The organism is Flavobacterium sp. ARAG 55.4 (assembly GCF_051846875.1).
Classification (GTDB): domain Bacteria; phylum Bacteroidota; class Bacteroidia; order Flavobacteriales; family Flavobacteriaceae; genus Flavobacterium; species Flavobacterium plantiphilum.
Genome location: NZ_JBPYCT010000002.1, coordinates 67,355 through 93,267 on the forward strand (window position 1 = coordinate 67,355; position 25,913 = coordinate 93,267).

The window sequence follows — 25,913 nt, forward strand, 5'->3', positions numbered from 1 at the left end:
AAACCGCAAAAATACGAAAAGCAATCGGGAGGTGGCATTAATTAAGTGTTACATCCATTTATTATATCGTTATCGTTTATAAGTTTAACAGATAGTGTACTCAAATGGAACATGGATGAAACAGATTTTAGTAGAGTAGCACAAATTTGAGTAAAAAAAACCGCAGATTCGCACATTTTAAATTAATCTGCGAATCTGCGGTTAATATTATAAGCGAAAAAAAACTACAAATCAATCACTCTTTTTTCGGTACTACTTTGAATAGCGGCTTCAATAATTTGCATAACTCTTGCTCCGTCCTGAGCCGTAACAGGTTCTTCGGCATCATTAATAATCGAGTTATAAACGCCATTAAAAAAAGCATAATAATTCCCCTGAAGTGTCGGGATTTTACCGTGCATCACGGTACCCTCCATTTCAGCATGTAAAAAACCTTCTTTTTCCTGCGCTTCTGTTCCCCAGGAATCTAAATTAGGTTTTTTCATTAATTTTAAATCATCTTCCTGCACATCACCACGTGGTTTTAAAAAGGATCCTTTTTTCCCGTGAATTACATAAGCAGGATTGGGTTCGCGCACAAAGAAACTTGCTTTTAATCTTACCCTGAAATCCGCATAATATAACAAAATATCAACCCAGTCATCCACCACCGAATTTTCACGAGTCGTTCTAATATCTGCAAAAACTGCTTTTGGAAAACCAAATAAGTACAAAGCCTGATCAATTAAATGCGGGCCTAAATCTTTCAGAATTCCCGAGCCTGAATTCACAGTTTCTTTATGTTGTTTTGGACTCAACAGCGGATTATAACGGTCAAAATGGAATTCGGCCTCCACAATTTCGCCCAAAACACCATCTGTTAAAACCTGACGTACGGTTTTCAAATCGCTGTCCCATCTTCTGTTTTGGAAAACGGCTAATTTTAATCCTTTTGCTTGGGCTAATGCTGCTAACTCCTGTGCTTCGGCAACCGTTGTGGTAAATGCTTTCTCTACAATAGCGTGTTTTCCGGCTTCTAAAACGCGTTTTGCATATTCGAAATGAGTATCAATTGGCGTGTTTACAACAACCAAATCGATTTCATCATTTGATAAAATTTCTTCCAGAGAAGCATAGCTTTTAACCGTCGGATAATCTTCCTGAATTAATTTCTTGCTTCTTTCCCAGGAACCCAAAAGTTCAAAACCCGGATGTAATTCTAAAAAAGGTGCGTGAAATACTTTGCCTGACATTCCATAAGAAAGTAAGGCTGCTTTTATTGTTTTCATATTTTTTATATTAGATTTTAGAATGTAGATTTTAGATTTATCAAAAATAGAATGTAGATTTCAGAATTCTAATCTCTAAAATCAGCAATCTAAAATTATTTTGCTCTTTCGTATTGCACAGGCCACGGAACTTCTGTTTCTAATGCTTTTGCAAAATGTAAAGCTAAATTAGGGTCGCGCAACGATTCTCTGGCGAATAAAACTAAATCTGCTTTTTTATTTTGCAAAATTGCCTCTGCCTGATGAGCCTCGGTAATTAATCCGACAGCGGCTGTTAAAATTCCGGTTTCCGTTTTTATTTTTTCAGCAAATGGCACCTGATAGCCCGGTTCTACCGGAATTTTTTGGTGCGAAACCAGTCCGCCCGAAGAAACATCAATTAAATCGACTCCTTTTTCTTTTAGGATTTTAGACAACTGTATGGATTCTTCAATGTTCCAACCTCCTTCTGCCCAGTCTGTAGCTGAAATTCGAACAAACAAAGGCAAATCAGCAGACCATTCGGTTTGCACTGCTTCGAGCACTTCCATCGTAAAACGAATTCGGTTTTCAAAACTGCCTCCGTATTCATCGGTTCTTTCATTCGATAATGGCGATAAAAACTGATGGTTCAAATAGCCGTGAGCCGCATGAATTTCAAGGACTTCGTATCCAGCCTGAACAGCTCTTCGGGTTGCTGTTTTAAAATCGGAAATGAGTTTTCGGATTCCGTTTTTATCCAAAGCTTCAGGAAGAAAAGGCTCCGTATCGTGATATGGTATTGCAGATGGAGCTACGGTTTGCCATCCGCCTTGCGAAAATTCAAGTTTTTTATTACCATTCCAGGGTGAGGAAACACTGGCTTTTCGTCCGGCATGTGCCAATTGAATTCCCGGAACTGCATTCTGACTTTTGATAAAAGCGGTAATGGTTTTCAGTTTTTCGATATGCCCGTCCTTCCAGATTCCTAAATCTTCGGGTGAAATTCGGCCTTCGGGAGCTACCGCAGTGGCTTCCTGAATAATTAACCCCGCTCCGCCAGTGGCTCGGCTGCCTAAATGCACCAAATGCCAGTCGTTAGCAAATCCATCTATGGATGAATATTGGCACATTGGAGAAATACCAATTCGGTTTTTAAAGTTAATTTGTTTGATTGATATAGGAGAAAATAATTGAGATTTCATAGATTTTGTTTTTTTGAGAAACGTAAAGTTACGCTTCAAAAAGCAAAATGAAAATTATTAACAAACATTTATTATCCAAGCTAATCCTAAAATCTTTGCAACTAAAACAGAAAATGTTACTTTAGCCGAATATAAAAGAACCGAAAATTAAAAATGGAAATAATTATCAAGCTTTCTCAATTTTTATTGAGCTTATCATTACTGATTATACTACACGAACTGGGACATTTTATCCCTGCCAAATTATTCAAAACCAGAGTCGAAAAATTCTATTTGTTTTTTGATGTGAAATATTCGCTGCTTAAAAAGAAAATCGGTGAAACCGAATACGGAATTGGGTGGCTGCCACTGGGTGGTTACGTAAAAATTTCAGGGATGATTGACGAAAGTATGGACAAGGAACAAATGGCTCTGCCTCCAAAGCCTTGGGAATTTCGTTCAAAACCAGCCTGGCAACGTTTGATTATTATGCTGGGCGGAGTTACGGTAAACTTTATACTAGCTTTCATTATTTATATTGGGATGGCATTTGCTTATGGTGATGCTTACATAACTATGGAAGACTTCAAAGATGGACTTTTAATAGAAAATCCAGCTATGATTAATACTGGTTTTAAAACCGGAGATAAAATCCTTGCGGTTGATGGAAATAAAATTGTCAAATTTGACAATGATCTTAACATGGAAATTGCAATGGGTAAAGAGATTCTGATTGAAAGAAATGGTGTGCAACAAACAATAAAAATGCCTATTGATTTTATTGACAATTTTTCAAGAGGAGAAAAAACAATAGCATTAGTTGATATACGAGTACCATTTGTTGTTGCTGCTGTTAGCGAAGAATCTAAAAATACGGCTTTACAACCCAAAGATGTTTTGCTTTCGTTAAACGGACAAAAAATAAAATATCTGGATGAAGCTAAAACAATTTTAGAAAAGAATAAAGGAAAAACTATTCCTGCAACTGTATTACGTGACCAAAAAGAAACACAAGTTCAAGTTATTGTAAACAAAGAAGGAATGCTAGGTGTTCAATTAGGAGGATTAAATGATGAATCTTTAGGAAAATTAGGTTATTATAAAATAACAAAACAATCCTATACTTTTTTAGAATCAATTCCTGTTGGTTTAGAAAAAGGAAAAAACAAATTGATTGGTTATGGAAATCAACTTAAAGTTATGTTTAATCCAGAGACTAAAGCTTACAAACAAGTAGGAGGTTTTTATGCGATTTTTAATATTTTTCCTGAAACATGGAGTTGGGAAGTATTTTGGAATATCACTGCTATATTATCAATCATGCTTGGCGTAATGAACTTATTACCTATTCCGGCATTAGATGGTGGTCATGTGATGTTTTTATTATACGAAATTGTTTCCGGCAAAAAACCAAGTGACAAATTCCTAGAGAACGCACAAATAGTTGGTTTTGTTTTACTTATCACATTGTTAGTATTTGCTAATGGAAATGACATTTATAAAGCCATTGTAGGCAGGTAAAAAAAATCGAAAATTTTTTTATTTTTTGTTTGCTACATTGAAAAAAGCTCTTATATTTGCAACCGCTAAGAACAAGATAACACATCTTAAGAACAGCAAACAAAAACGTTCCTTACGCATATTAAATATACAGTTTCCTCCTTAGCTCAGTTGGTTAGAGCATCTGACTGTTAATCAGAGGGTCCTTGGTTCGAGCCCAAGAGGGGGAGCTTTTTTAGAAAGCCATTCAAGAAATTGAGTGGCTTTTTTTGTTTAAAAAATCCACTATATCTATGCACTTTGTTTACATCATTTATTCTGTAGAAAAAGACAGTTTCTACATCGGTGAAACTTCAGATATTGAACTTCGATTACAATGGCACAACTCTGGTATATTTGAAAGCTCATACACTAAAATAGCCAATGACTGGGTATTATTTCATATTATTGAATGTACCGATATTTTTCAAGCAAGAAAAATAGAGCGACACATAAAAGACATGAAAAGCAAAACATACATTTCTAATCTCAAAAAATATCCTGAAATTTCCGAAAAACTACTACTTAAACATCGTTAATCAGAGAGTCCTTGTTCCGATAGCTATCGGAACGAGCCCAAGAAGGGGAGCTTTTTTAGAAAAATCCAGTTTATTCATTTAAACTGGATTTTTTGTTTTAGACATATTTTGAACCTGGTTCGAGTCCGCCGCGGTGGAGGAGCTTTAGAGGATCAGGTTCAAAAGGGATCAGGTTCAAAAGTTAGGTATTGTGCAAAAAGGCTGTTTTTAGCAACTAAAAACAACCTTTTCTAAAAAAATAAAACAAAAACAAAATGCTACACTAATTAATCAAATATTTATTCTTGATTAATTGTTTTGTAGAAGCATCAATACCAAACTCTTTTAACAGCATATTGTCAACCGAACCGTATTTAGCTGCAACTTCATTCCAAGCAGCTTCTAAATAAGAAGCTTTTACTCCCATTAGTAATTTCATCTTTTCTGCCGGAATCCCGTACATTGCCAATTTTTTATCATCTACATATTGAACAGCTTCATTTGATTTTAAATAGTCATTCATAATTTCATCCTTGGGAACATCCAAAATATGCAAGAACATGGAAGCCGCAAAACCAGTTCTGTCTTTTCCGGCTGAACAATGAAATAAAACTACCGATTTATCGTCTTTTAAACTTTCAAAAAAAGGCTTGAAATCGGCAATGTTAGCAACAAAACTTTTATTAGCATCTACCATTAAAGAATCGGCTTGTTGTGCTCCAAAATCGGGTTTTGCCAACGCTTTCATAAAACCCTGCATTGATTTTGATCCAATATCTCCAATAGGAGCATTTTTGACTTCGATATGACTTCCGGCAGGAACATAATCAGGTTCTCTTGTTATTTCAAAATCATTTCTAAAATCGACAATTGTCGTAATGTGTAAATTTTTGAATTGCTTTTTTTCATCTTCATTAAGATTAGAAAAACTACCTGAGCGATAAATATTCGTTTTGATTTTTTTCCCTTCAGCATTTACAATTTCTGAAAAGTTTCTAAAATTAGGACTGTCCTGGAAAAACACTTTTTGTTGGGCACTTAATTGTAACCCTGAAAACATTGCCAATAACGGTACGTAAAATAAATTCTTTTTCATTTTTTTTTAATTTTAAGATTTGGAAATAGCGCCCTAAACCGAAATCGATTTGCCGTTGCAGGACGCTTTAATTATTGTTTGTAATTATTAGAAAATTTGATATTTAACCCCTAACTGACCGTTAATAGCTGACCATTCACTGCTGGTAAATCTATTTTCGTTAGTTCCTAAATACTGTTGAAAAGGAGTATTAGCTAAATTGCGTACTTCCATGAAAACTTTCAGCTTATCACTGATGGAATAATCTGCTGAAAAATCTACGGTGAAATTACTTCTGGCCGAGATATAATAATCAGGGCCTAAATTTTGATTAATCGTTTCTACAGATTTTCCTCTATAGTTTCCGGCAATTTTGAACATAAAACCATATTTTTCATAGAAAATAGATGAATTAAATAAAAACTTCGATTGATTAGGCAAAGTTGTTTTATCCACTGCAACTAAACCTCCATCAGCATCAAATCGATTTACTTTTAAGCTGGATTTAATGAAAGCTCCATTTAAATCAATACCAAATCCGCCGAAGAAATTATCCCATTCGGTAAAACGTTTTGTAATTCCCATTTCAAAACCATATAAACTGGCATTTTCTACGTTTTTGGGTTGTGTAATTAAGTAATCGACATTGTCTATTTTTTGAACTGATAAATCTTTGAAAATATAATTTGACAAATCTTTGTAGAAAACACCGGCTGTAATCAAACCAATATCGTCCAGAAAATATTCGCCCATCAGATCAAAATTGTTTGCAAATGTTGGCAACAAATCAGCATTTCCTTTCGTAATTTTAACCAAGCCCGGATTTGTTGTATCTACATTTTCTCCAGGATTCAAATCTCCAAAATTAGCTCTGGAAAATGTTCTGGTATAGGCAGCCCTAATATTCATATTATCATTAGCAGCATATTTAATATGCAGCATAGGCAAAAAGGCATTATACGAATTGTTTTCTTCAACAGTAGTAACCGTTTTAGTTTCCACATCATATTTAGCACTCTTAATATTAATCATGGTATATTCATTACGAACACCACCTATAAGTGTTGTTTTGTCAGTCAATTTATAAGTAGCCATCAAATAATTACTAAACACATTCTCATGAGCCACATATTTTGTAGTAGGGTTTGATTTTGAAGAATAGTCTGCAAAACCATTATCAGCTAAATAATCTGGTGTAAATATTCGGAACAATTCGCCTTTAGTAATTGGGTCAACAATAAGAGGAGCAAAAGTCCCTCCTATTTCTTTAAACGAAGTTGACTCATTAGGATAAGCCTCTGTTTTAAATTCGCTCAAAGTCCGTAATGCCGGTGAACCCGGAATCCCTAAAGCTGCACCAGGCAAGAATGCTAAAGGAGTCAATTGACCCTCGTATTTTTTTAACTTCCCCTTAGCACCCATTTTCAAACTCAGCGCAGCGGTTGGATTGTATGTCAAATTAAACTGTGCGATTTTGTCTTTATCTTTTTGGTTGGTTTGATAAATAACCAACTGTGTCAATTGTAAACGTGTTGGATCTAAAAAGTCATTCGGATTAGTCAATTTTGGATCAATATTGAATAAATCAACTCCATTAGCATCCGGAGAATCAAATAAATTATAAACCAATCCATCTGTAGCGCGGTTTCCAAAATCTCCTGATAAATTTTGAGTAAACTGTGCAATAGGCAAACCTCTTTGGTTTTTAGGCATATTAGGCGGTGTATTCAAAATATAATCCATATCATTGCTTGATACTGACCAATCCACTTTTACCTTTGAACCTATCAAATGATTTCCTCCTACCTCAAATGAATTCAAAGCTGTTTCATAAAAAGAATAACGGTAGCTATAAACATATCTTTTCTTTGCAAAATCATAAAATGATTCATAAACCGGACGAACATCTTCAAATTTATCAATCAGGAATTTACCAAAGAACTTGTTGCTTTCGTTCAACTCAAAATCTATAGTTCCACTAAAGGCTTTTGTTTTTCTGGATCCAAAATATCGTTTTGCATTCACACTATTGATGGCATAGCGTTGATCCTGATTGGCAGCATTGATGTTATAATCAACTACCATTTCATCTGTAGAAAAATTTCTGTCCCAAATAGAAGCTGCTAAAACCACTCCTAATTTTTTATCAAAAAATTTTTTCCCAAAAACAACAGAACCATTATAAGTAGATTTATTTGCACGTTGATTGTAACCTCCGCCCAAACTTACATTCAGCATATCTTTACTTTGAGCAATACGGGAAATAAAATCAACCGACCCCCCAATAGCATCTCCTTCAATGTCGGGAGTGATGGCTTTTGACAATTGAATATATTGAATCATCTCGGTAGGAATCGCATCCAGCAAGGTGTTTCTCGAACCAAAAACGGAAGCACTCGGCAATCTGTTCCCATTGTACAAAGTAGAATTCCAACCAAAAGGAGTCCCTCTAACACTCACCTGATTAGCTTCGCCGTGGTATCTGTTCACACTTACGCCAGGCATTCTTTGTACAGCCTCAGCCGCATTACGATCTGGTAATTTCCCTACCGCATCGGCAGCTAAAACATCCATAATGGCAAACGATTTCTTTTTAATACTTAAAGCTTTAATTTGTGAAGGAGCGGTAAATCCTTTAATTATAACCTCGCTCAACACACCTTCTTCCTCATCCATTGTAATTGTTCCCAAATTGTTAACTCCGGGAGCTAAGTTTACTTCTTTTGTAATTTCTTTATAACCTAAATAACTAATAGCCACTTTTATCTTTTCACCAACCAGATTTGTCAGTTGAAAAGAACCGTCTAAATCTGTAGTCACTCCATTTTTTCCTTCAAGTACAACAACATTTACACCGGGCAAATATCCATTACCATCTGAAATTTTACCCACAATTGAAGAACGATTTTGAGCGTAAAAATTAAGCCCGCACAAAATCATCCCGAATAACAATAATTGCTTTTTCATTTTCTATTATTTTAATTTTCGGCAAATGTATCGGGGAAGTTCAAGCAAGCAGTCTTTTTAAATTTAGACATACAGGATTTAAATTTAACTGTATTAATTTTGATTAAAAACAATTATAAAACACTGAAAAAGAATATATTACACAATATTAACTTTGTATTAACGAATTGTAAAAAAGAAATTAATGAAAAATTAAATGTATCTAAAAACCATTGAATACTTCATTTAGTAGGATATTATACGAAATTCAAAAGCAGATTTTTTTGATATTCTTTTGGAGTAATTCCGTTAAGGAGTTTGAAGTTTTTATAAAAGGTCGATTTATTTTTAAATCCGCTTTCAATGCTAATATCTATTAAACTTGAGTTCTTAGATTTTTTAATTAATCGTTTGGATTCTTCAATTCTGAAATAATTAAGATAATTGTAAAAATTACTGTCCAATTTAATATTGAGTGCCTGAGTAATTTTTATTTTAGGAATATTGATATTTTGAGACAGTAAATCTAAACTAAAGTCAGGATTAAGATATACTTTTTGAGATTCGAAAGAGTGATTAATTTTATTGATGATGGCATCCATTTCATCCTCATTCAAATCATAATTTTTATATTTTTCTTTTGCTTTTTCAATTACATTACCCTCTTCGTTACTAAGCTGAAATTTATGAGTCAATTTTATTCTGTAATTTAAAGTAGTAATCATTATAACTAACAAAAAACCGTAATAGAAATACCTTAGATTGAGGATACTTTCAAAATGAATGATAGTAAAAAACAACCCCAGAATCGCCAAAAAACCAGAAAATAAAAGCATATAACTCAACAACTGAATCATTTTATTTCTTAAGCCAATAATAGTTTCATCTTTAAAATCGAAGCTAAAAGCTAATTTTTTTAAGCAAAAAAGAGAATACAAAAGCAAAGACGGAACAAAAAGCATCATCGAGAATATATCGTAAATTTCTACCCATTGATCGTTTTCTTCAAAGAAAAACAAATGAATCAGCATTCCTATATTAACCATCGAAGAAAAAAGAAACGGAAGGGTATGAAGAAATACTTTTTTATTAGTCAACTCAATTCCGTAAGCCGAAGCGTAGAAAAAATAAAGCACAGGTCCGTACAATAATGAAAAACTGGCATGAACTTTATTGAACACCAAATCATTAAAAAAATAAGACAAAGCCATTTTAAAAACGATATGCAGAAACACTATTCCAAAAAAAGACATTAAATAGTAATCTTCTTTTTTGTCCTTTTTATTCAGGAACAGCAAAAACACTAATACAAATGACTGAAATGCAACAAAAAAAAGAATATTAAGCATGTAAAAAAGATTTTTACAAAAATACTCTTGGTTGATTATTAAATTATTAACTCAACGTTAAACTTGAATTTACAAATGATAGTGAATAAAAGGGGAGGTTTATAAACAGTAATAAAGTCTTTACCTGAAAACTATTGGATATACATTGAATTTTTATAAAACATTTTTAAGATCAAAAAAACCTTCACATCACTGCAAAGGTTTTTTTCTATTTTACATTTTCTTAAGAAATTTTAATCCATCAACAATTGATAGGCAATCACACTATTATGATTAAAAGTAGGGATATACAACATGTTTTCTTTAGGGTTATACCCTAAATCAGCGGTGTTCATTTGTCCCTGTACGTCCTGTAATTTATTGATTTCACCATTGGCTTTTACATAATAGATTAAGCCCGCCCAGCAACTTACTATAAAATCACCGTTTTTAAGCTGTTCGAGTCCGTCACCGGATTTTTCAAAACCTTGCGCAATGACCGTTCTGTTTTTATTTTTATCAATTATTAAAAGTTCTGTATTGGCTAAAACATAGAGGTTTTTATTGATCCATTTTAAACCATTGGCGCCATTTACATTTTCCAGATAAAGTTCTGCCTGTCCGTTTTTTATGCGATGAATTTTATTAGTACGGGTGTCAGATACATATACCACTCCTTTATTATCTACTGTTACATCATTCAGAAAAACAGCATTTTCAATTTCCAGTTTATTAATGATTTTTCCAGTTGTAATATCAATGCTCACCAATGCCGTGATATCAGCCACAAAAAGAGTGTTTTTATAACGCGCCAGACCTTTTGGTGCATCTAAACCTTCTACCCATTTTTCATTGCTTACCGAGCCATCGGTATTCAGAATAGCAACTCCGCCCTTTCCGTCTTTTACGTTGCCGGCACCATCAATCAGACTTACATATAGTTTGTTGTCAGTGGAACTATAAAGCACTGATTCAGGTACAGGCAGCTTGCTACTCTCCCAGATGTTCTTTGAAAGTTGCTGAGCTTTAGTGGTAAAGCTTAGCAATACAAAAACGGACAGGGATAAAAATTTATATTTCATACTTTTAAATATTTCGTTATACATCATGGTTTATAACAAAAGTAAAATTTATTAACCAATTAGAAAACATCAGGTTTCTTTTATCTGATGCAATATGACTGAGACAGACATAATTTTACTACACTCAATTTTCAGTTCAATTGTGCATCGTCGCTGTAATATTTCAATTGAGAACCGCCTGTAAATAAATTACCACATATCACAGCTCACTGTCTTTTCTATTTAGAAAATTAAATTCTTTATTTCTTTAACACATTATTATCCGGTGCATATTTTTGTTGCCAGTCCGGATATTTATCCAGTACTTTTTGAGGACTGGAAGTATACCAGGCATATCCGCTGCGGCGTTCCACACTCACCTCAGCCAGCGAGTATAACAATTCACTGTTGCGATCAGAAAATAAAGGTCTATTGGTATCCAATTCATAATAACGCGTCCAGATAGGTGTCGCAGCAGGATCGGCTACAGCTCGGACATCTCTTTTTACGGTTTTATATTTAGACTCAAATGCATCAATTTGAAAAGACTCAATGCGGGTGTTATAGATTTTAGAGTCCTCAAACCATTTTACAGCACTTTGTACCGAGTGAATAATTCTTTCGTTTGGATTTTTTATTTTCATTAAAAACAGCACCACATCTGTACTTTCGCCATTGCAGATGCTTGGCGGTTCAAATTTTCGTGCCCATGCAGGAGCTAAAGTCACCTCATCATGTTGTTGACACCAGGCAGTAAGTCTGCCATTATCTTTAATTTGCATGTTTAAAATGCAATCCAGTCCTTTATTGTAAGACTCTTTCGCCTTTGACCTGAGTGCTTCGTCTAAAAAAGAAAAATTAGGATTGTTATAGACTATTTTGTCTAACAAATTCATAATTCCCATATAAGCACCATCGTTGAGAGTAATATGACGGCTGTAATTTTTTTCCAATGGATAATATTGCGGCCATCCACCATTAGCATATTGTGCATCAAGAATAAACTGAATTCCTCTTTGGCATGCTTGTTTATACTTCTCAATTTTAGTGGCTGTATAAACCTGAGCTAAGTAATACACATGAGTATAACTGGTTTCATTGTCAAAAGTAGTATGTAAAATAGCCTTAGTTGAAGCGACTTTTTCGACTTGTTCCGGTGTCAGAATCGCTTTCATATCATAATTTTTAGGCCAGCCACCATTGGCACGCTGAAAAAGAATCATGTTATCGGCAATTTTCGTGTAATCAGATTCGGCATATTTTGGCTGATTGGGTACCGGATTTACTAAATTATTTTCATCTTTAATTCCGTACCAGTGTCTTTCGCTGTCGCCAAAAGGTTTGGTAGTAATAGCATCGGTCTCTTTTTTGGCTTGGGCATTTGTAAAAGTATTCGACAATACAAATAGGATCAGAAATACCAAATAATTTCTTTTTTTTGTGGTCATGGTTGCTGGGATTTTTACGATTGGTTATAGTTAGAGTCTTAAAAACTCATTTGGTTTAAGTGCTCCGGGAGAAATTTGTATTTTATAAATAGCTCCTTTAAACCAGCTGACTTTATTCATTCGCACACCAATAGATGTTTGTCCTTCTTCAATGGGATTAAAAGTATAATCCTGATGCAACTCTTCCTTCCCATTAACATAAGTGGTCAGACTATTAGCTGTAACTACAAAAACCACATGATACCATTTTTCTAAAGGATGCATTAATTCTTCGGTTGCCAAGGCCAATTTCACTCCTTTGGAAGCTACAAAACCATCAAAATACCAATGATTGTTTACAGCACGTATTTCCAGCAGCATTCTGTCTGTTGTAACACCTCCAATATGTAAAATGCGCTGTTCAAAAACGCCATTACTTTCAGGTTTAAAAATCATCTCGACTGTAAAGGATTTTAAACCTTTTAATGGCATTTCTTTTAAAAATAAAGCATCATCAATACCATCAAAAGCAACTGCGTTTCCATAAGGAGACAGAACAATTGTTGGGTTTCCTAAAATTGTGGTTTGCTCTGTTTTATGTTGAAGGAAAGATGCCATCAGCCATTCGGTTTTTTTATTTGCTGCAGCATCCGTATGCTGAGCTTTCAATACAAAAGAAAAAACCGTTAAAAACAGTGCTGCAAATACCAAAGTTATTTTCATCTTTTAATATTTTAAGAATGAATAAAATTGCTTCCTGAATAAAAAAATCTCCAAAATCAGCTGATTTTGGAGATTCCGGATATTTAGTCTGTTATTTAAAATTTCACTGCTTTTTTAGGAACTTTTGCTCCTATAAATGTTTTCTTAGACAAATCAGAAGTTGATAAATCGATATTCTCAGAAGCTGATCCGTTTATCGTAACTGCTTTTGGAGAAGTCGAATTGAATTCCACATTTTTAAGCGACAAATTTTTAGCATTATAAACATCAAATACTGCGGTGTCTTTAAGGTCTATCTCTGCATCAGTAATTTTAATTCCTTTGGCATCAATAATGGTAAAACCTTTATCTGCTTTTACTTTCAAATTCGAAATTTCAATATTTTCCAGATTCATTTCAGGTAATCCCTGTAAAAATACCGCCTGATTAGCTCCGGCTATAGTGATATTTTTCATTGAAATATTCTTGAATTGTGGTGTTTTCTCATCCACAGGAATCATTTTATTTTCTACCGGTGTTCCTCCTTCTTCAAGAGTTTCGGCAATTGATTTTCCGCCATAATAAAGGTTAAAAGAAATGGCCTGAGATGGAATATCAGTCATAAAAATATCCGAAATGAAGATATTTTCAACAACTCCCCCACGTCCGCGATTACTTTTAAAACGCAGTCCTACATCTGTTCCCATAAAAGTACAATTAGAAACATGCATGTTTTTTACCCCGCCGGACATTTCGCTTCCTACCGTTACTCCTCCATGTCCATGATACACAATATTATTTCGGATCACCAGATTTTCACACGGGATTCCTCTGTCACGTCCGTCTTTATCTTTTCCTGATTTAATACAAATCGCATCATCACCCACATCAAAACTGGAATTTTCTACCAAAACATTCTTACAGGATTCTACATCAAGACCGTCACCATTTTGAGAAAACCAGGGATTACGAACCGATACATTTCGAACAATCAAATCCTCAATCATTAACGGGTGAATATTCCATGCCGGAGAATTTTGAAACACCGGTCCGTCAAACAATACTCTTTTACTGTTTTGAATACTCACTAGAACCGGACGAAGAAAATCATGAATTTTTTCAAAATCTTCTCTGGTTTTTAAGTCCAACCGTACATTTTGATCTGCACCTTCAGAAGCATTCATAAAAATTTCTGACGGATACCAGCTTGTTTTGGATGCATTCACCACTCCTCCCGAAGCTACAAATTTTTTCCATTGGCTTTCGGTTAGTTTGCTTCTTTTAACCTGTCTCCACACTTCGCCTGAACCATCCCAGACTCCTTTCCCAGTGAAAGCAACATTTTCCAGATTCTTACCGTAAAGAGGCGAAATACAACGCCAGGTATTTAAGCCTTCAAAACTGGTTTCTATAAGTGGATACAAACTTTTATCCGGTGAAAATTTAATTAAAGCTCCTGCCTGCGCATGCAATTCCAGATTACTTTTTAAAATAATAGGTCCTGTTAACCAAATTCCAGGAGGAATAATAACTTTTCCGCCACCTTTTTGGCTCACTGCTTCAATAGCTTTAGCAAAGGCTTCTGAGTTTAAAACATCGCCTCCGCTTACTGCGCCAAAATCTTTAATGTTCACGGAATTATTTGGTATAACCGGTTCTTGAACTATCGCCATTTTAAATTCAATTCCTTCATAAGTTGCATTGGAATTGGAAACCTGAGCTACGCTGTTTTGTGACCAGCAGCTCAAGAAAGTAACAACAGCAATAAATAATAAATTTCCTGATTTAATTTTCATTCTGATTTTTTTTTGATTGTTTTTTTGTTATAATAAAAAATGTAATCGATTATCTCACAAATATATTTAAAATTATTTAATTAAAATAGTAATCATGCATCGTTTAAATTAAAAGCGATGTAACAAAAAAACCCCTCTTTCCATTGCTGAAAAAAGGGGCCAATAATTTTAAAAAAACCGAATCAGGCTACTTTTTTCACCTTGTGTCCAAAAACTCCAAAATAAAGAATAATCAGGAAACACACTAACGGAATCAAATAACCTGATTGAATGTCATCATGATTCATATCAATCAAAGTTCCCATTCCGTATGGCAAAATGGCTCCGCCAATTATAGACATTACCAACCACGAAGAACCGGTTTCGGTATTGTTTTTTAATCCTACTAAACCAAGAGAGAAAATCGTTGGGAACATAATAGACATAAAAAATCCAATTCCCCACAATGCATAAATAACATAAACTCCTGTACCATAAATCGCTACAGCACAAAGTATTGTACTCAGAACAGCATAAACAGAAAGTAACACATAATCTTTTACAAACTTCAAAAAGAAAGTTCCTGTAAATCGCCCTATCATAAACAACAATCCGTAAATACCATAATAGTAGGCAGCCATTTTTTCATCTAATCCTGCTTCTTTCTGAGCAATTCTGATAAAGAAACTCGTTACACATACCTGAGCTCCCACATAGAAAAACTGCGCTACTACAGCCCAGCTCAAATGACGGTGTTTCAACACTGAAAAAAATCCGGGCTTTACCTCTACTTCGGTATTCTCAGATTTCATTGATGGTAAATGCATGAAATAAAACAAGATTGCCACTAAAACCAATATAGATCCTAATATAATATAAGGCAATTTTACAGCTGCCGCTTCACCAGTCAGATAAGCTATTCGCTCTGCATCTGGCATTGCAGCCATTTGCTCCGGAGTATGATTAATCCCTGAAAGAATAAAAAAACCTCCCAAAAATCCTGCTACCGACACTGCCAGTCCATTAAAAGATGCAGCCAGATTCAATCGAAAAGAAGAAGATTCCGGCGGACCTAAAATTGCTGCATAAGGATTCGCACTGGTTTCCAGAATAGTCAGTCCGCATCCAATAATAAACAACGCAATTAAAAACAAATCATACGCTCGCGAATTAGCTGCGGGAACAAATAAAAAGGCTCCCGTTGCAAAAACTAACAAACCGGTAATGATACTGTTTTTATATCCAATTTTTTTAATAATCATTCCTGCCGGAATCGCCATTAGAAAATAAGCCAAATAAATTGCCGTATCAATCAATGTGGATTGTCTGTTGTTAAGCTGACAGGCTTTTTTAAGGTGCGGAATTAAAATTCCATCAAGTCCGTGAGCCATTCCCCAAAGGAAAAACAGCGTCGTTATTAAAATAAAAGGCAACAAATATTTTGAACCCTGTCCTTTTTCTGTAGGTACCTCATGGACATCTCCCATTTGATTGGTTATTTTCATAATTGATAATTATTGGTCATTTAATTTTTTCTTTTTACCAGTAACAAATGGTCGCAAACCATCACTACTTCTCCTCGCTGGTTGATAATTTCTACGTGCTCCGTCACCGTTCCCATCTCCGGTCTTTTAGCATCTCCTTTTTCAGAAATCGTAATCTCTGAATGAATGGTATCGCCGATGTGCACCGGTTTTACAAAACGCATCCGGTCATAACCCTTAGAAAAAGCTTCCGGATTAATCTCTGATGCGGTTAGCCCGATCCCAATTGCAAAAACCATTGTCCCATGAGCAATACGCTGACCAAAAGGCTGTGTTTTACACCATTCTTCATCCATGTGATGCGGAAAAAAATCACCGGTATGCCCGGCATGCACTACAAAATCCGTTTCGGTTATGGTTCTTCCCAGCGTCACACGCTTTTCATCTAATTGGTACTCTTCAAAAAAAGTTGATTTGAAATACATATTTTTAGTTGTTTAGTACTTAGTCCCTAGTCCTTAGTGATTAGCCAAAATACTAAGGACTAATTACTAAGGACTGAGGACTTTAATTTATTATTTTTATAACTCCATTTGTGGAATTCCACCTTTTTTATTACTGATATAACAGGCTTCCACGACCTTCATCGTTCCAAGAACGTTTTCAACACTAGCGTGTAATACCGTATCCGAACCTTCTTTGTAACGCATCAGGTTTGCCATTGTTCCCACAAAAGCTTCCGGGAACCACGAGCCTTCCAGCTGTACTTTATTCCATTCGTATTTTCCTTCATCATTTGCAACTGCATATTCAAAAACATCTTCCAGACCTGCCGGATAGTTCATCAGCAAGCCCATTTTAGCCTTGATAGCTCCTTTAGTTCCTTCCCATTTAATGTAACTTTCTTCATGTTCCGGACCAAAATGATGGTCGTGATTGGTATTAATTACCGCACGTATCGTATCGCCGTAATCCAGAATAATAGTGGAACGCGAAGACGATAAATCCTTCAACGGATGTCTCCAGGTTTTAGCCAAAACACTTTTTGGATCTCCAATAAACGAACGAATACAATCCACATAATGCACACTGTGAAATAAAATCTCTAATCGCGGATGTACCTTGATTAACGGGAACAACTCCCAGGGTGTATTTACCGTTACCTTAAATTCCATATCGTACAATTCGCCAATGATTCCTTCGTTAATCAAATGACGGGCTGCTGCTACAAAAGGGGCAAAACGCAATTGGAAATTAATCGCACCCACTAATTTTTTTCTTTCGCAAACTTCCAGAATTCCTTTGGCTTCAGCCAGATCATTTCCCATGGGTTTCTGAATCAAAACTGCTGCACCATCAGGCAATTGTTCTAAAATTTCAATGTATTGTTCCGGTAAAACCGTAATATCATAAACGGCATTAGCCGGAGCGTTACGTACAGCATCTGCCACGGTTTCAAAAGCGTGGGGAATCCCAAATTCATTTGCCATTGCCTGAGCCTTGGCAAAAGTTCTGTTCGTAATCCCGAAAACCTCAAATCCTGCAATTTTATAAGCAGGTAAATGCGCATCTTTCACTATTCCGCTGGCACCAATAATTACTATAGGCTGATTGGTTTTTGGCAATTCGGGTTTATAAGGGATATGCATAATTATAGTATTTTTTCAATTTCAATTTGTGTGTTTTTTAATAAATCTGCCGATGGAATGTCTGTTTTTAAAGCAGTCAGCACCATTTGGTCTATCAGTATGGCAATATCCGGCCAAACTGCAATTTGTGGTAAAGTCAGTGCATTTTCATGTAAGCTCTCCAGCTTGTGGTAATACGGAATGGTTTCGTTAATCTCAGCATCTTTCCATGTGGATTTTCTGCAGCCTATTCCACCTTCATTAGTTAATAATTTATCACTTTCAGCAGTAGTAGCAAATCGTAAAAAATCATAGGCCAGCTTTTTATTTTTACTTCCTGTTCCAATTGTATACAACCAATAAACATTCAGTGAAGCTGTTTTTCCGCCTACCGCGAAGGGCAAAGTAGTAACATCAACTTTTCCTTTTACTTTTGATTCGGTAATAACTTCACACATTGAGGCAAAACCAAACCAGTTAATTGTCATAGCGGCTTCTCCGTTGGCGAAAGCCATTCCTGCTTCAACCGAACCAAAATCAGCAGAGCCAGGGTGAACAGCATCGGTGTTTTTAACAATATAACGGTAATAATCTAAGGTATCAATTGCGGCCTGGGTGTTGATATTCATTTTGTTTTCAGCATTTAATAGTGAACCGCCACGGGTCCATAAATGCAGGCAAAAATCAAATACCATATTGTGTCCGTCAGGATAATTAGCAAAAACACAGCCGTATAGATTTTTATCAGGACGATTAAAAAAAGTAGCGATTTGCTCAAATTCCTGCCAGGTTTGAGGCGGAGCTAATTCGTAACCAAACTGCTTTTTAAAATGTTCTTTTTCTATCGGATCTTCGAATAAATCTTTTCTGTAAATCAAACATTCAGGACCATCATGAAAAGGCAATCCATAAATTCCCCCTTCAATTTCCTGCAAATGCAATAAAGAATTATGCCATCCTTCGGGAAAATTCTGAGGTGCTTCAGTAGCAATAAACGACGTTAAATCCTGAACTGCATTTGCATTAGCCGCATCAAAAATCCAGTCGGTGTTCATATGAGCAATATCCCAATCTCCTTTTTTCAAACCGCCTTCACTGATAGTCTGTTCATACAAATCATGTAATTCCATTGGAACCATTTCGACCCCGATACTAATATCGTATTTTAAACAAAATGCATCCCAAAGTTGCTGCATGGCCGTTTCAAAAGGCCCAAATTTTCGAACTGCTATTCTAAAGACTGGATTTTCCATTAGCTAAGATTAAATTCGTTTATGATATTTTGATTGTCCTGACCCAATTTTGGCGATCCCTTACCCGAAGTAAATAATTCCCCATCAATTCTAACAGGACATCGGGTAGTTTTATAACTGTAGCCATCCAGCATTTCTACCTGCTGCACAAAGTCTAAAACCTGAAATCCTTCCTGAGCAAAAAGCTGCTCGTAATTTAACACATTGGCACACCAAATATCAGCCGGTTCTAAAATACCCAGCCAATATTCCGAATCCTGTGTGCGTAAATGCGCTGCCAAAATTGATTTTATTTCGTCTCTTAATGTAAATTTATTTTCGGGAAATTGTTTTAGTTCTTCACAACTTAACAATTCAGCCAAAACAGGTATTGAACCCATGGCAAGGCTCATGTAACCATTTTTAGTCTGGTAAATTCCGTAAGGTGCACCCAGATAAGCATTGGCATTGTTGGTTTTAGTTCGTACCGGCAATTCGCCACCGTCATTAAAGAAAGTGGTAATGGTTTCAAACTGAAAATCAAATGCCGATTCTAACATACTTACTTCCACCAAAGCGCCCACATTTTGCATTGCTTTTCGGTACAAAGCCGCTAAGATTCCCTGAGCCAAATGCGCTCCGGCCAGCATATCCACGATAGACAATCCCATAGGAACAGGACCGTCGCCTTCGTTTCCTGTTAACCAGGTTAAAGCCGTCAAGGATTGCAACAGCAAGTCCTGTCCCGGTAAATCTTTATAAGCTCCCTTTGAGCCGTAGCCACTTATCGAAGCATACACCACATTAGGATTTATCTTTTTTACCTCTTCATAACTTAACCCAATGCGTTCCATAACGCCCGGTCTGAAATTATGCATCACCACATCGGCTTTCGCCAAAAGTTTCTTCAGTTTTGCTAATTCTTGCGGCTGTTTGAAATCAATTGCAAAGGATTCTTTATTTCGATTTATCGTATGAAAAACGGAAGATTCTCCGTTCATAATCAAATCCGAAGTGTATAAAGTTCTGCAAATATCACCTGTTCCCGGTTTCTCAATTTTTATCACGCGGGCTCCTAAATCGGCCAGGCGTAAACTTGCCGAAGGTCCTGAAAGAAACTGGCTGAAATCTATTATTAAATAATCTTCTAATGGTTTCATCTTCTAATTGATAATAGTTTCAAGAATTATTTTATTGTGCTCTCCTACTTTTGGTGCTGCTTTTCGACTCGTCAGAATTTCGCCATCTAACTGAATCGGACTTCTGGTAGTAACGATTTTTTTATGATCTGAATTTTCGATGGTTTGTTTCATTGGCATACTAAAATCAATCTGATCCAAATCCTGATAATTCAATACTTTTCCACACCAAACCCCTTTTTCCTGCAACAATTGCAACCAATAATCAGTTGTTTCTTGCGATAATCTATCACTCAACAGCACCCTGATTTCGTCACGGAATTCAAACCACAAATGTTTTTCTCTGTACTTTTCAAGATTGACTTCCAGCAATTCACTAATATACATTAAATCGCCCATAGCCAAAGAAAGATAACCATCCTGAGTTTTATAAACACCATAAGGCGCGCTTAAAAAAGCATGAGCACTTCCGGCAACATCACCTCTTTCCTGCAATTTCCCACCATCATTCAGATAAGAAGTAATAGCTTCAAACTGTACATCTAAAATAGATTCGATTAAAGAAACTTCCACCAAAACTCCTTTATTGGTTTTGGCTCTTTTTAATAAAGCTGCCAAAAGTCCTTGTACCAAATGATTTCCACACATGATATCAGCCACCGATAAACCAAAAGGAACCGGTCCCTGACTTTTTTTACCGCTTAACCAGGCTAAACCGGATAACGATTGTACTAATAAATCCTGTCCCGGTTTTTTAGCCCACGGTCCTTCATCCCCATAACCGGAAACTACTCCATAAATAATTTTTGGATTGATAGCAATAGCATCGGCGAAAGCCAGACCTATTTTATCCATTACACCCGGTCTGAAATTATGTGTCATAATATCAGCCCTGGCAATGAGTTTTTTAACCAATTCTAAATCGTCGGGATTTTTAAGGTCGGCGGCAAAAGAATCTTTATTTCGATTAATGGTATGAAATAACAAACTGTTTTCGTCAACAAATAAGTCTTTAATACTCAATTGGCGACAAGCTTCTCCTTTTACAGGTCTTTCAATTTTGATGACTCTGGCACCTAAATCGGCGAGTTTTAATCCTGCTGAAGGTCCTGCCAGAAACTGACAAAACTCTAAAACCACTACACCTTCTAAAGGTCTCATACTGTTGCCGGATTAAGTGATTTTACATACAAAGCATCCATAGCGGCTAAAACCTCTTTTTCATCACCCCCATTCATCAGATAATCACGCACAACATCGCCGGCATGATCCTGAAAATACATGTGACCGGAATATCTTGGACGCAAGAAAGCACGCTCTAAAGCCGGCAGCGTATTTTTGAAATAATCATGGGTGATGCCATTAATTCTTTCATTTTTCCAGGCTTGCAAATGTCCGGGTTGTCCCCCATTATCGGCAAAAATATTTTGTTGTACCTGAGAAGAACCTGTAAATTCAGCATATTTTAATGCCTCTGGTAGGTTTTCGCTAAAAGCAGAAACAGCTAATCCTGTTCCGCCAAGCGAACTAATCATAGGCTGATCGTTCAACTTTACTAAATCATAAAAATGTAATAAATGCTTACTGTAACCAATTCTTGAATAATTAGAATATCCGTAAGCAAACGGGCAGTACGCTATTTCATCAGTATTGACCATGGCTTCATACACCTGAATTGGATTTCGGTTAAAATTAGCAGGATCCATCAATTGCGCTAATTCACGGTGCATTTGTAACGCTTTAATTCCTGTTTCTTCCGAAATCACTTTTTGCTGAGATTGAAATGGTGCTTCGCCTAAACTACAGCAAAACGAATAAAAACTCATTAATGAGTCTACCGGGATTCCGGCAAATGCCACCAATCCTTTTTTGGCCAAAGCCAATAAATCATCGTAAGTTTCAGGAACTTTTAAACCGTTTTTTTCTAAAATGTCCAAACGGGCTGCCGCAACAGGAGTAGCTGCATCGATAGGCAAAGCCCATAGCTTGTTGTCAAAAACATAACTTTCGTATGATTTTCCTACGGTATTGACTTCCTGATCTTTGATGTATTCAGCTGAAAAATAATCAGACAAAGGTACAATAGTGTTAGTCGCTGCACCAAAACCAGTCCACGGATGATCAATCACCAATAAATCAAATCTTTTAGCCAGATCTTCAATCGAAGCATCGGCAAATTCCTGTAAACTTCTCTTTTCCCAACTAATCTCTACATCCGGATACAACTCTGTAAAACGCTGAGCCGTAGCAACCATTGGCAAAAGTCCTCTGGTATGGTTCCATGTAATTCCTTTCAATTTCTTCATCTTGTAACTTTTCATTTTTTTTATTAGAACACAGATTTGCAAAAATTAAAATTAAGAAAACTAATTAATTCATTTTTATCCGTTATTATCTCTGTTCTGTCTATTTTTTTCATTTTAAAAACAATCCTAAATGTAATTATAAATCGTCAATTTGAGCTTTTTTTTATTTTGCATTTCGCTTTGTATCAATATTTTGCACAATACTTAAACTGATATAAAAAACAAAAAATGCCTGTTTATTACAGACAGGCATTTTTATGTCGAAAATGACTCTAATTGATATATTATGATTGCGTCACTTCGAGTGTTTTTGGCTTCGGTGACTTGAATTCAGAATAAATTTCAAATCAGCCAAAAATGTATCGAGAAGCCTTGTTTCGATAAAAATTCTCGATACAAATTTTAAAAAAAAGCTGTTTGCATTTTCTTAAAATTCACTCGAACTGACGTACAATAAATGTATTATTACAACGCTACATCTCCGCAAAAGTGAACCTGAATTCCCAGTTCCTGTAGAGCTGCTGCTTTAATTCGGCACAATTTGTTGGCTTCAGCTTCGTTTTCGGCATACACCACATGAATGTGATTCGCTTTGTGACGACCCATCATCTGGTCACGGCTTACTCCTTTTAAAGTTGCATTCATAATAGGCCATTGTGGTGTAGTCATATTCCATCTTCGGTCTAATTCTTCTTTTGGTAAATCTACCGATTCTCCAATTCCTAAATCACAATGCAGGGCGTCATCCATTACATAAATTCGACTCCAGACAATAGATCCCGGTTTACTCACCCCTTTTACGCTTCCGCCGCCTAATTTAAAGTACATTTCAGGCTGTCTCTCGCTTGAAGTTCCTTCATAACCTCCTACAAAATGTTCCGGTGGTGCTGCTCCGCTAATTAAGAATACCCAAACAAATCCGTCGATAGATTCGTTTTTAAAATATTCTCCATAGCGTAAATCGTGCAGGGTATTTTCGCCTTTCAAGCCCATAGAGCGCCATAAATTGTAAGTCAGTAAAGCATCGATTCCGGCACATTCATCGACTTCGTTAAAATGTGGCAAAGCTTCTCCGGCAAATAATTCATTACCTTCTTCGTCAAAAACAGGAGGACGGTTTTGATTGTTCAGTAAACCTTCAACCAGATCGCTGGCAGGAACTAAATCCTTCAAGCCCTGCTGGTACTGGATTCCGATAGTATCACAACCAAATTCGGCTGCAATGCGTACTGCAGCAATGTACATTTTGCATTGTAACAAAGTCTGGTTTCTGGTTAATTGAGTCGCTTCATCCGTTCCCCAATTGAATTTCATTCCTTTATCCAGCAGCCATTGTAACACTGTTTCTGCTTCCTCGTCTTTCACTGTCTGCATTTTTGCGTAAAGCGATGACTGCGATAATCTTTCTTTATAAATTCCGGTTGGATGCAACAAATGATCCGGAACAATCGCATTGAACATTCCCATACAACCTTCGTCAAAAACACCCATAATGGCTTTTTCATTTCTGAAAGCTTTTGCAAAAGCAACTCCTTTAGCCAGTTCGTCCGAAGGAATTAATGCTTTGTCAAAAGCTTTTACGTGACTTAAATCTGGTTTTACTGTAGCGGTCTGCATCCAGTTTTTCAAATTATTTTTGAAAAAATCATCACTAAAATCCACACTCCATAACGTGCTGTATGTAACTCCTGCTTTAGTTAAAGAACCATTTAAATTTAACATTCCTACTAGTCCCGGCCATTCTCCGCTCCAGTTGGCCACCGTTAAAATTGGACCTTTGTGTGTAATTAAACCTGCCAGAACGTGGTGTGAATATTGCCAGACACTTTCAGCAACAATAAGCGGTGCAGTTGGGTCAATATTTTTAAAAACCTGCATTCCCATTTTCTGGCTGTCAATAAAACCATGTTGTTTTTTCTCATCATAGGCATGAGCTCTTATGATTTTTCCGCCAGCTTCGGCAACTGCTTCTGATAATAATTGTTCCATTTGGGCTTGTGCTTCCCAACATACCTGATTTGCTGACAAACGCAAATCGCCACTGGCTACTAAATAAATGTTCATTTTTTTAAATTATTTATAAGCAATAGAGCACAAAGCAATTTGAATTTTAAACTCAAATTGCTTTGTGACATGCTATTAATGATTATTTGTTATTTCTTAAACTTTCTAAACTAAGAGCCTGATTAATTTTTCTGCCACACTGAGCCTGTCGAAATGTTTTCTATCTAAAAATGAGGTTTTCAACAGGTTCAGACTGACAGTAGAAATCTCTTAAACTTAATCAAACTGACTATAATTTCAAGAATAAAAACCTATTATCAAATATGCTAAAAATCAGCATTTATTCATTGTTAGTTATTTGCATGTATTTATAGGATATTATCATAAAAATATTTGTAATTGTAAAATTTACACTAATTTTGCAGCCTAAATCGAAACCAGCTGTTTATGAAGCCTTTATTTCACAAAGTACCCACCAGCATCCAAAGCTCTTTTGAAGTGCGCCACAACAAAGAACCTAATTTTGGGAAGATCTGGCATTACCATCCTGAACTGGAACTGCATTATGTAATCAAAGGTGAAGGGGTACGTTTTATAGGGGACAACATCAGTAATTTCAGCTCTGGAGAGCTTATTTTGCTGGGTGAAAATTTGCCTCATACCTGGCGTTGTCATGAGGAATATTATCAGAATAAAAAGGATTTGGATGTAGAAGCCATTGTAATTCAGTTTTTACCGGATTGTTTAGGCAAAGATTTTATACATTTACCCGAATCTTTTCTGATTCCGAAACTCTTTGAAAAAGCAAAAAAAGGCATGATTATTCATGGGAAAACCCGTGAAAAAGTGATGGAGCAAATGAAAAAAGCGTCTCATGCCAATCATATCGACAAGCTGATTATTTTATTAAACATCTTAAAATTTTTATCGGAAACGGAAGAATATACCGAAATCACCGCTTCGCATGCGTTTTATCAATCCAATGAATCAGATTCCATCAGACTCAACAGAATATGCAGTTACACACTTTCGAATTACAAGAGAGAGATTACCTTAAAAGAAATTGCGGCCTTTAGTAACTTAAGTGTGACTTCTTTTTGCCGCTATTTTAAACTGATGACCAAGAAAACCTATTATGATTTTCTAATAGAAATCCGAATCAGTCATGCCTGCAGGCTGCTGATTGAAAACAAAATCCCAACCGAAATGATTTGTTTTGAATGCGGTTTTAATAATGTGTCTAATTTTTACCGCCATTTTAAAAAAGTAACAGGAATTACCCCTATGGAATACAAGAAAAGGTATTTGTCGAATTGAAAAAGATGCAAGAAAACAGAGG

20 protein-coding genes and 1 tRNA gene are annotated in these 25,913 nt (G+C 35.8%); 4 read left to right on the forward strand and 17 right to left on the reverse strand.

Annotated elements, in window-relative coordinates:
- Positions 1 to 224 precede the first annotated feature (224 nt).
- Both ACSV4D_RS02520 and ACSV4D_RS02525 read right to left on the reverse strand, forming a co-directional pair.
- Positions 225 to 1,268: a Gfo/Idh/MocA family oxidoreductase gene (locus tag ACSV4D_RS02520; protein WP_439227011.1), complete on the reverse strand. Its 1,044-nt coding sequence runs from the start codon at positions 1,266 to 1,268 to the stop codon at positions 225 to 227.
- A 95-nt stretch (positions 1,269 to 1,363) separates the two neighbouring features.
- The gene (locus ACSV4D_RS02525; protein ID WP_439227012.1) at positions 1,364 to 2,431 is read right to left on the reverse strand and encodes an NADH:flavin oxidoreductase/NADH oxidase; all 1,068 of its coding nucleotides are present in this window, start codon (positions 2,429 to 2,431) and stop codon (positions 1,364 to 1,366) included.
- A gap of 153 nt (positions 2,432 to 2,584) precedes the next feature.
- Between ACSV4D_RS02525 and rseP the strand changes: the two genes are divergently transcribed.
- From rseP to ACSV4D_RS02540, 3 genes are all read left to right on the forward strand, one after another.
- A complete protein-coding gene (gene rseP / locus ACSV4D_RS02530) occupies positions 2,585 to 3,931 on the forward strand; it encodes an RIP metalloprotease RseP (protein WP_439227013.1) in 1,347 nt (448 codons plus the stop codon).
- A gap of 135 nt (positions 3,932 to 4,066) precedes the next feature.
- Positions 4,067 to 4,140 (forward strand) — tRNA-Asn (locus tag ACSV4D_RS02535).
- A 63-nt stretch (positions 4,141 to 4,203) separates the two neighbouring features.
- Positions 4,204 to 4,488, forward strand: coding sequence for a GIY-YIG nuclease family protein (locus ACSV4D_RS02540; RefSeq protein WP_439227014.1), 285 nt, complete (start codon positions 4,204 to 4,206; stop codon positions 4,486 to 4,488).
- A 262-nt stretch (positions 4,489 to 4,750) separates the two neighbouring features.
- Here ACSV4D_RS02540 and ACSV4D_RS02545 read toward each other — a convergent pair whose 3' ends face one another.
- From ACSV4D_RS02545 to ACSV4D_RS02615, 15 genes are all read right to left on the reverse strand, one after another.
- Positions 4,751 to 5,563 (reverse strand): tyrosine-protein phosphatase, encoded by an 813-nt coding sequence (locus ACSV4D_RS02545; RefSeq protein WP_439227015.1) that lies wholly within the window; start codon positions 5,561 to 5,563, stop codon positions 4,751 to 4,753.
- An 87-nt stretch (positions 5,564 to 5,650) separates the two neighbouring features.
- Positions 5,651 to 8,509 carry a TonB-dependent receptor gene (locus tag ACSV4D_RS02550; protein ID WP_439227016.1) on the reverse strand — a complete coding sequence of 953 codons (2,859 nt, stop codon included), beginning with the start codon at positions 8,507 to 8,509 and terminating at the stop codon, positions 5,651 to 5,653.
- Positions 8,510 to 8,745: 236 nt separating this feature from the next.
- The gene (locus tag ACSV4D_RS02555; RefSeq protein ID WP_439227017.1) at positions 8,746 to 9,837 is read right to left on the reverse strand and encodes a helix-turn-helix domain-containing protein; all 1,092 of its coding nucleotides are present in this window, start codon (positions 9,835 to 9,837) and stop codon (positions 8,746 to 8,748) included.
- A 233-nt stretch (positions 9,838 to 10,070) separates the two neighbouring features.
- On the reverse strand, positions 10,071 to 10,898 hold the full coding sequence (locus ACSV4D_RS02560) for a hypothetical protein (RefSeq protein WP_439227018.1): 828 nt from the start codon (positions 10,896 to 10,898) through the stop codon (positions 10,071 to 10,073).
- A gap of 239 nt (positions 10,899 to 11,137) precedes the next feature.
- Positions 11,138 to 12,325: a pectate lyase gene (gene pelA, locus ACSV4D_RS02565; RefSeq protein ID WP_439227019.1), complete on the reverse strand. Its 1,188-nt coding sequence runs from the start codon at positions 12,323 to 12,325 to the stop codon at positions 11,138 to 11,140.
- 30 nt (positions 12,326 to 12,355) lie between these two features.
- Positions 12,356 to 13,027, reverse strand: coding sequence for a LamG domain-containing protein (locus ACSV4D_RS02570; RefSeq protein ID WP_439227020.1), 672 nt, complete (start codon positions 13,025 to 13,027; stop codon positions 12,356 to 12,358).
- 95 nt (positions 13,028 to 13,122) lie between these two features.
- Positions 13,123 to 14,802, reverse strand: a complete 1,680-nt coding sequence (locus ACSV4D_RS02575) for a glycoside hydrolase family 28 protein (protein ID WP_439227021.1) — start codon at positions 14,800 to 14,802, stop codon at positions 13,123 to 13,125.
- A 182-nt stretch (positions 14,803 to 14,984) separates the two neighbouring features.
- Positions 14,985 to 16,286 carry an L-fucose:H+ symporter permease gene (gene fucP, locus ACSV4D_RS02580; RefSeq protein ID WP_439227022.1) on the reverse strand — a complete coding sequence of 434 codons (1,302 nt, stop codon included), beginning with the start codon at positions 16,284 to 16,286 and terminating at the stop codon, positions 14,985 to 14,987.
- A gap of 20 nt (positions 16,287 to 16,306) precedes the next feature.
- Positions 16,307 to 16,750, reverse strand: coding sequence for a MaoC/PaaZ C-terminal domain-containing protein (locus tag ACSV4D_RS02585; RefSeq protein ID WP_408080198.1), 444 nt, complete (start codon positions 16,748 to 16,750; stop codon positions 16,307 to 16,309).
- 96 nt (positions 16,751 to 16,846) lie between these two features.
- Positions 16,847 to 17,914, reverse strand: coding sequence for a Gfo/Idh/MocA family protein (locus ACSV4D_RS02590; protein WP_439227023.1), 1,068 nt, complete (start codon positions 17,912 to 17,914; stop codon positions 16,847 to 16,849).
- A 2-nt stretch (positions 17,915 to 17,916) separates the two neighbouring features.
- Positions 17,917 to 19,146 carry an extracellular solute-binding protein gene (locus tag ACSV4D_RS02595; protein ID WP_439227024.1) on the reverse strand — a complete coding sequence of 410 codons (1,230 nt, stop codon included), beginning with the start codon at positions 19,144 to 19,146 and terminating at the stop codon, positions 17,917 to 17,919.
- Positions 19,146 to 20,285: a CaiB/BaiF CoA transferase family protein gene (locus ACSV4D_RS02600; protein WP_439227025.1), complete on the reverse strand. Its 1,140-nt coding sequence runs from the start codon at positions 20,283 to 20,285 to the stop codon at positions 19,146 to 19,148. Before ACSV4D_RS02600 ends, ACSV4D_RS02595 begins: the two co-directional genes overlap by 1 nt.
- 3 nt (positions 20,286 to 20,288) lie before the next feature.
- Positions 20,289 to 21,425, reverse strand: coding sequence for a CaiB/BaiF CoA transferase family protein (locus tag ACSV4D_RS02605; protein WP_439227026.1), 1,137 nt, complete (start codon positions 21,423 to 21,425; stop codon positions 20,289 to 20,291).
- A complete protein-coding gene (locus tag ACSV4D_RS02610; RefSeq protein WP_439227027.1) occupies positions 21,422 to 22,585 on the reverse strand; it encodes an ABC transporter substrate-binding protein in 1,164 nt (387 codons plus the stop codon). Before ACSV4D_RS02610 ends, ACSV4D_RS02605 begins: the two co-directional genes overlap by 4 nt.
- 450 nt (positions 22,586 to 23,035) lie before the next feature.
- Complete coding sequence (locus ACSV4D_RS02615) at positions 23,036 to 24,634, reverse strand: hypothetical protein (protein WP_439227028.1); 1,599 nt, start codon at positions 24,632 to 24,634, stop codon at positions 23,036 to 23,038.
- A gap of 387 nt (positions 24,635 to 25,021) precedes the next feature.
- Here ACSV4D_RS02615 and ACSV4D_RS02620 point away from each other — a divergent pair, with 387 nt between their 5' ends.
- Positions 25,022 to 25,891, forward strand: coding sequence for an AraC family transcriptional regulator (locus tag ACSV4D_RS02620; RefSeq protein WP_408080212.1), 870 nt, complete (start codon positions 25,022 to 25,024; stop codon positions 25,889 to 25,891).
- Positions 25,892 to 25,913 lie beyond the last annotated feature (22 nt).

Excerpts from the sequence above, each read along its gene's own strand:
- ACSV4D_RS02545 (WP_439227015.1), bottom strand. The coding sequence starts at position 5,563 with ATGAAAAAGAATTTATTTTACGTACCGTTATTGGCAATGTTTTCAGGG.
- ACSV4D_RS02540 (WP_439227014.1), top strand. The coding sequence starts at position 4,204 with ATGCACTTTGTTTACATCATTTATTCTGTAGAAAAAGACAGTTTCTAC.
- ACSV4D_RS02550 (WP_439227016.1), bottom strand. The coding sequence starts at position 8,509 with ATGAAAAAGCAATTATTGTTATTCGGGATGATTTTGTGCGGGCTTAAT.
- ACSV4D_RS02605 (WP_439227026.1), bottom strand. The coding sequence starts at position 21,425 with ATGAGACCTTTAGAAGGTGTAGTGGTTTTAGAGTTTTGTCAGTTTCTG.
- ACSV4D_RS02525 (WP_439227012.1), bottom strand. The coding sequence starts at position 2,431 with ATGAAATCTCAATTATTTTCTCCTATATCAATCAAACAAATTAACTTT.
- ACSV4D_RS02520 (WP_439227011.1), bottom strand. The coding sequence starts at position 1,268 with ATGAAAACAATAAAAGCAGCCTTACTTTCTTATGGAATGTCAGGCAAA.
- ACSV4D_RS02595 (WP_439227024.1), bottom strand. The coding sequence starts at position 19,146 with ATGGAAAATCCAGTCTTTAGAATAGCAGTTCGAAAATTTGGGCCTTTT.
- ACSV4D_RS02620 (WP_408080212.1), top strand. The coding sequence starts at position 25,022 with ATGAAGCCTTTATTTCACAAAGTACCCACCAGCATCCAAAGCTCTTTT.
- ACSV4D_RS02600 (WP_439227025.1), bottom strand. The coding sequence starts at position 20,285 with ATGAAACCATTAGAAGATTATTTAATAATAGATTTCAGCCAGTTTCTT.
- ACSV4D_RS02590 (WP_439227023.1), bottom strand. The coding sequence starts at position 17,914 with ATGCATATCCCTTATAAACCCGAATTGCCAAAAACCAATCAGCCTATA.
- ACSV4D_RS02615 (WP_439227028.1), bottom strand. The coding sequence starts at position 24,634 with ATGAACATTTATTTAGTAGCCAGTGGCGATTTGCGTTTGTCAGCAAAT.
- rseP (WP_439227013.1), top strand. The coding sequence starts at position 2,585 with ATGGAAATAATTATCAAGCTTTCTCAATTTTTATTGAGCTTATCATTA.
- ACSV4D_RS02555 (WP_439227017.1), bottom strand. The coding sequence starts at position 9,837 with ATGCTTAATATTCTTTTTTTTGTTGCATTTCAGTCATTTGTATTAGTG.
- pelA (WP_439227019.1), bottom strand. The coding sequence starts at position 12,325 with ATGACCACAAAAAAAAGAAATTATTTGGTATTTCTGATCCTATTTGTA.
- ACSV4D_RS02585 (WP_408080198.1), bottom strand. The coding sequence starts at position 16,750 with ATGTATTTCAAATCAACTTTTTTTGAAGAGTACCAATTAGATGAAAAG.
- fucP (WP_439227022.1), bottom strand. The coding sequence starts at position 16,286 with ATGAAAATAACCAATCAAATGGGAGATGTCCATGAGGTACCTACAGAA.
- ACSV4D_RS02610 (WP_439227027.1), bottom strand. The coding sequence starts at position 22,585 with ATGAAAAGTTACAAGATGAAGAAATTGAAAGGAATTACATGGAACCAT.
- ACSV4D_RS02575 (WP_439227021.1), bottom strand. The coding sequence starts at position 14,802 with ATGAAAATTAAATCAGGAAATTTATTATTTATTGCTGTTGTTACTTTC.
- ACSV4D_RS02570 (WP_439227020.1), bottom strand. The coding sequence starts at position 13,027 with ATGAAAATAACTTTGGTATTTGCAGCACTGTTTTTAACGGTTTTTTCT.
- ACSV4D_RS02560 (WP_439227018.1), bottom strand. The coding sequence starts at position 10,898 with ATGAAATATAAATTTTTATCCCTGTCCGTTTTTGTATTGCTAAGCTTT.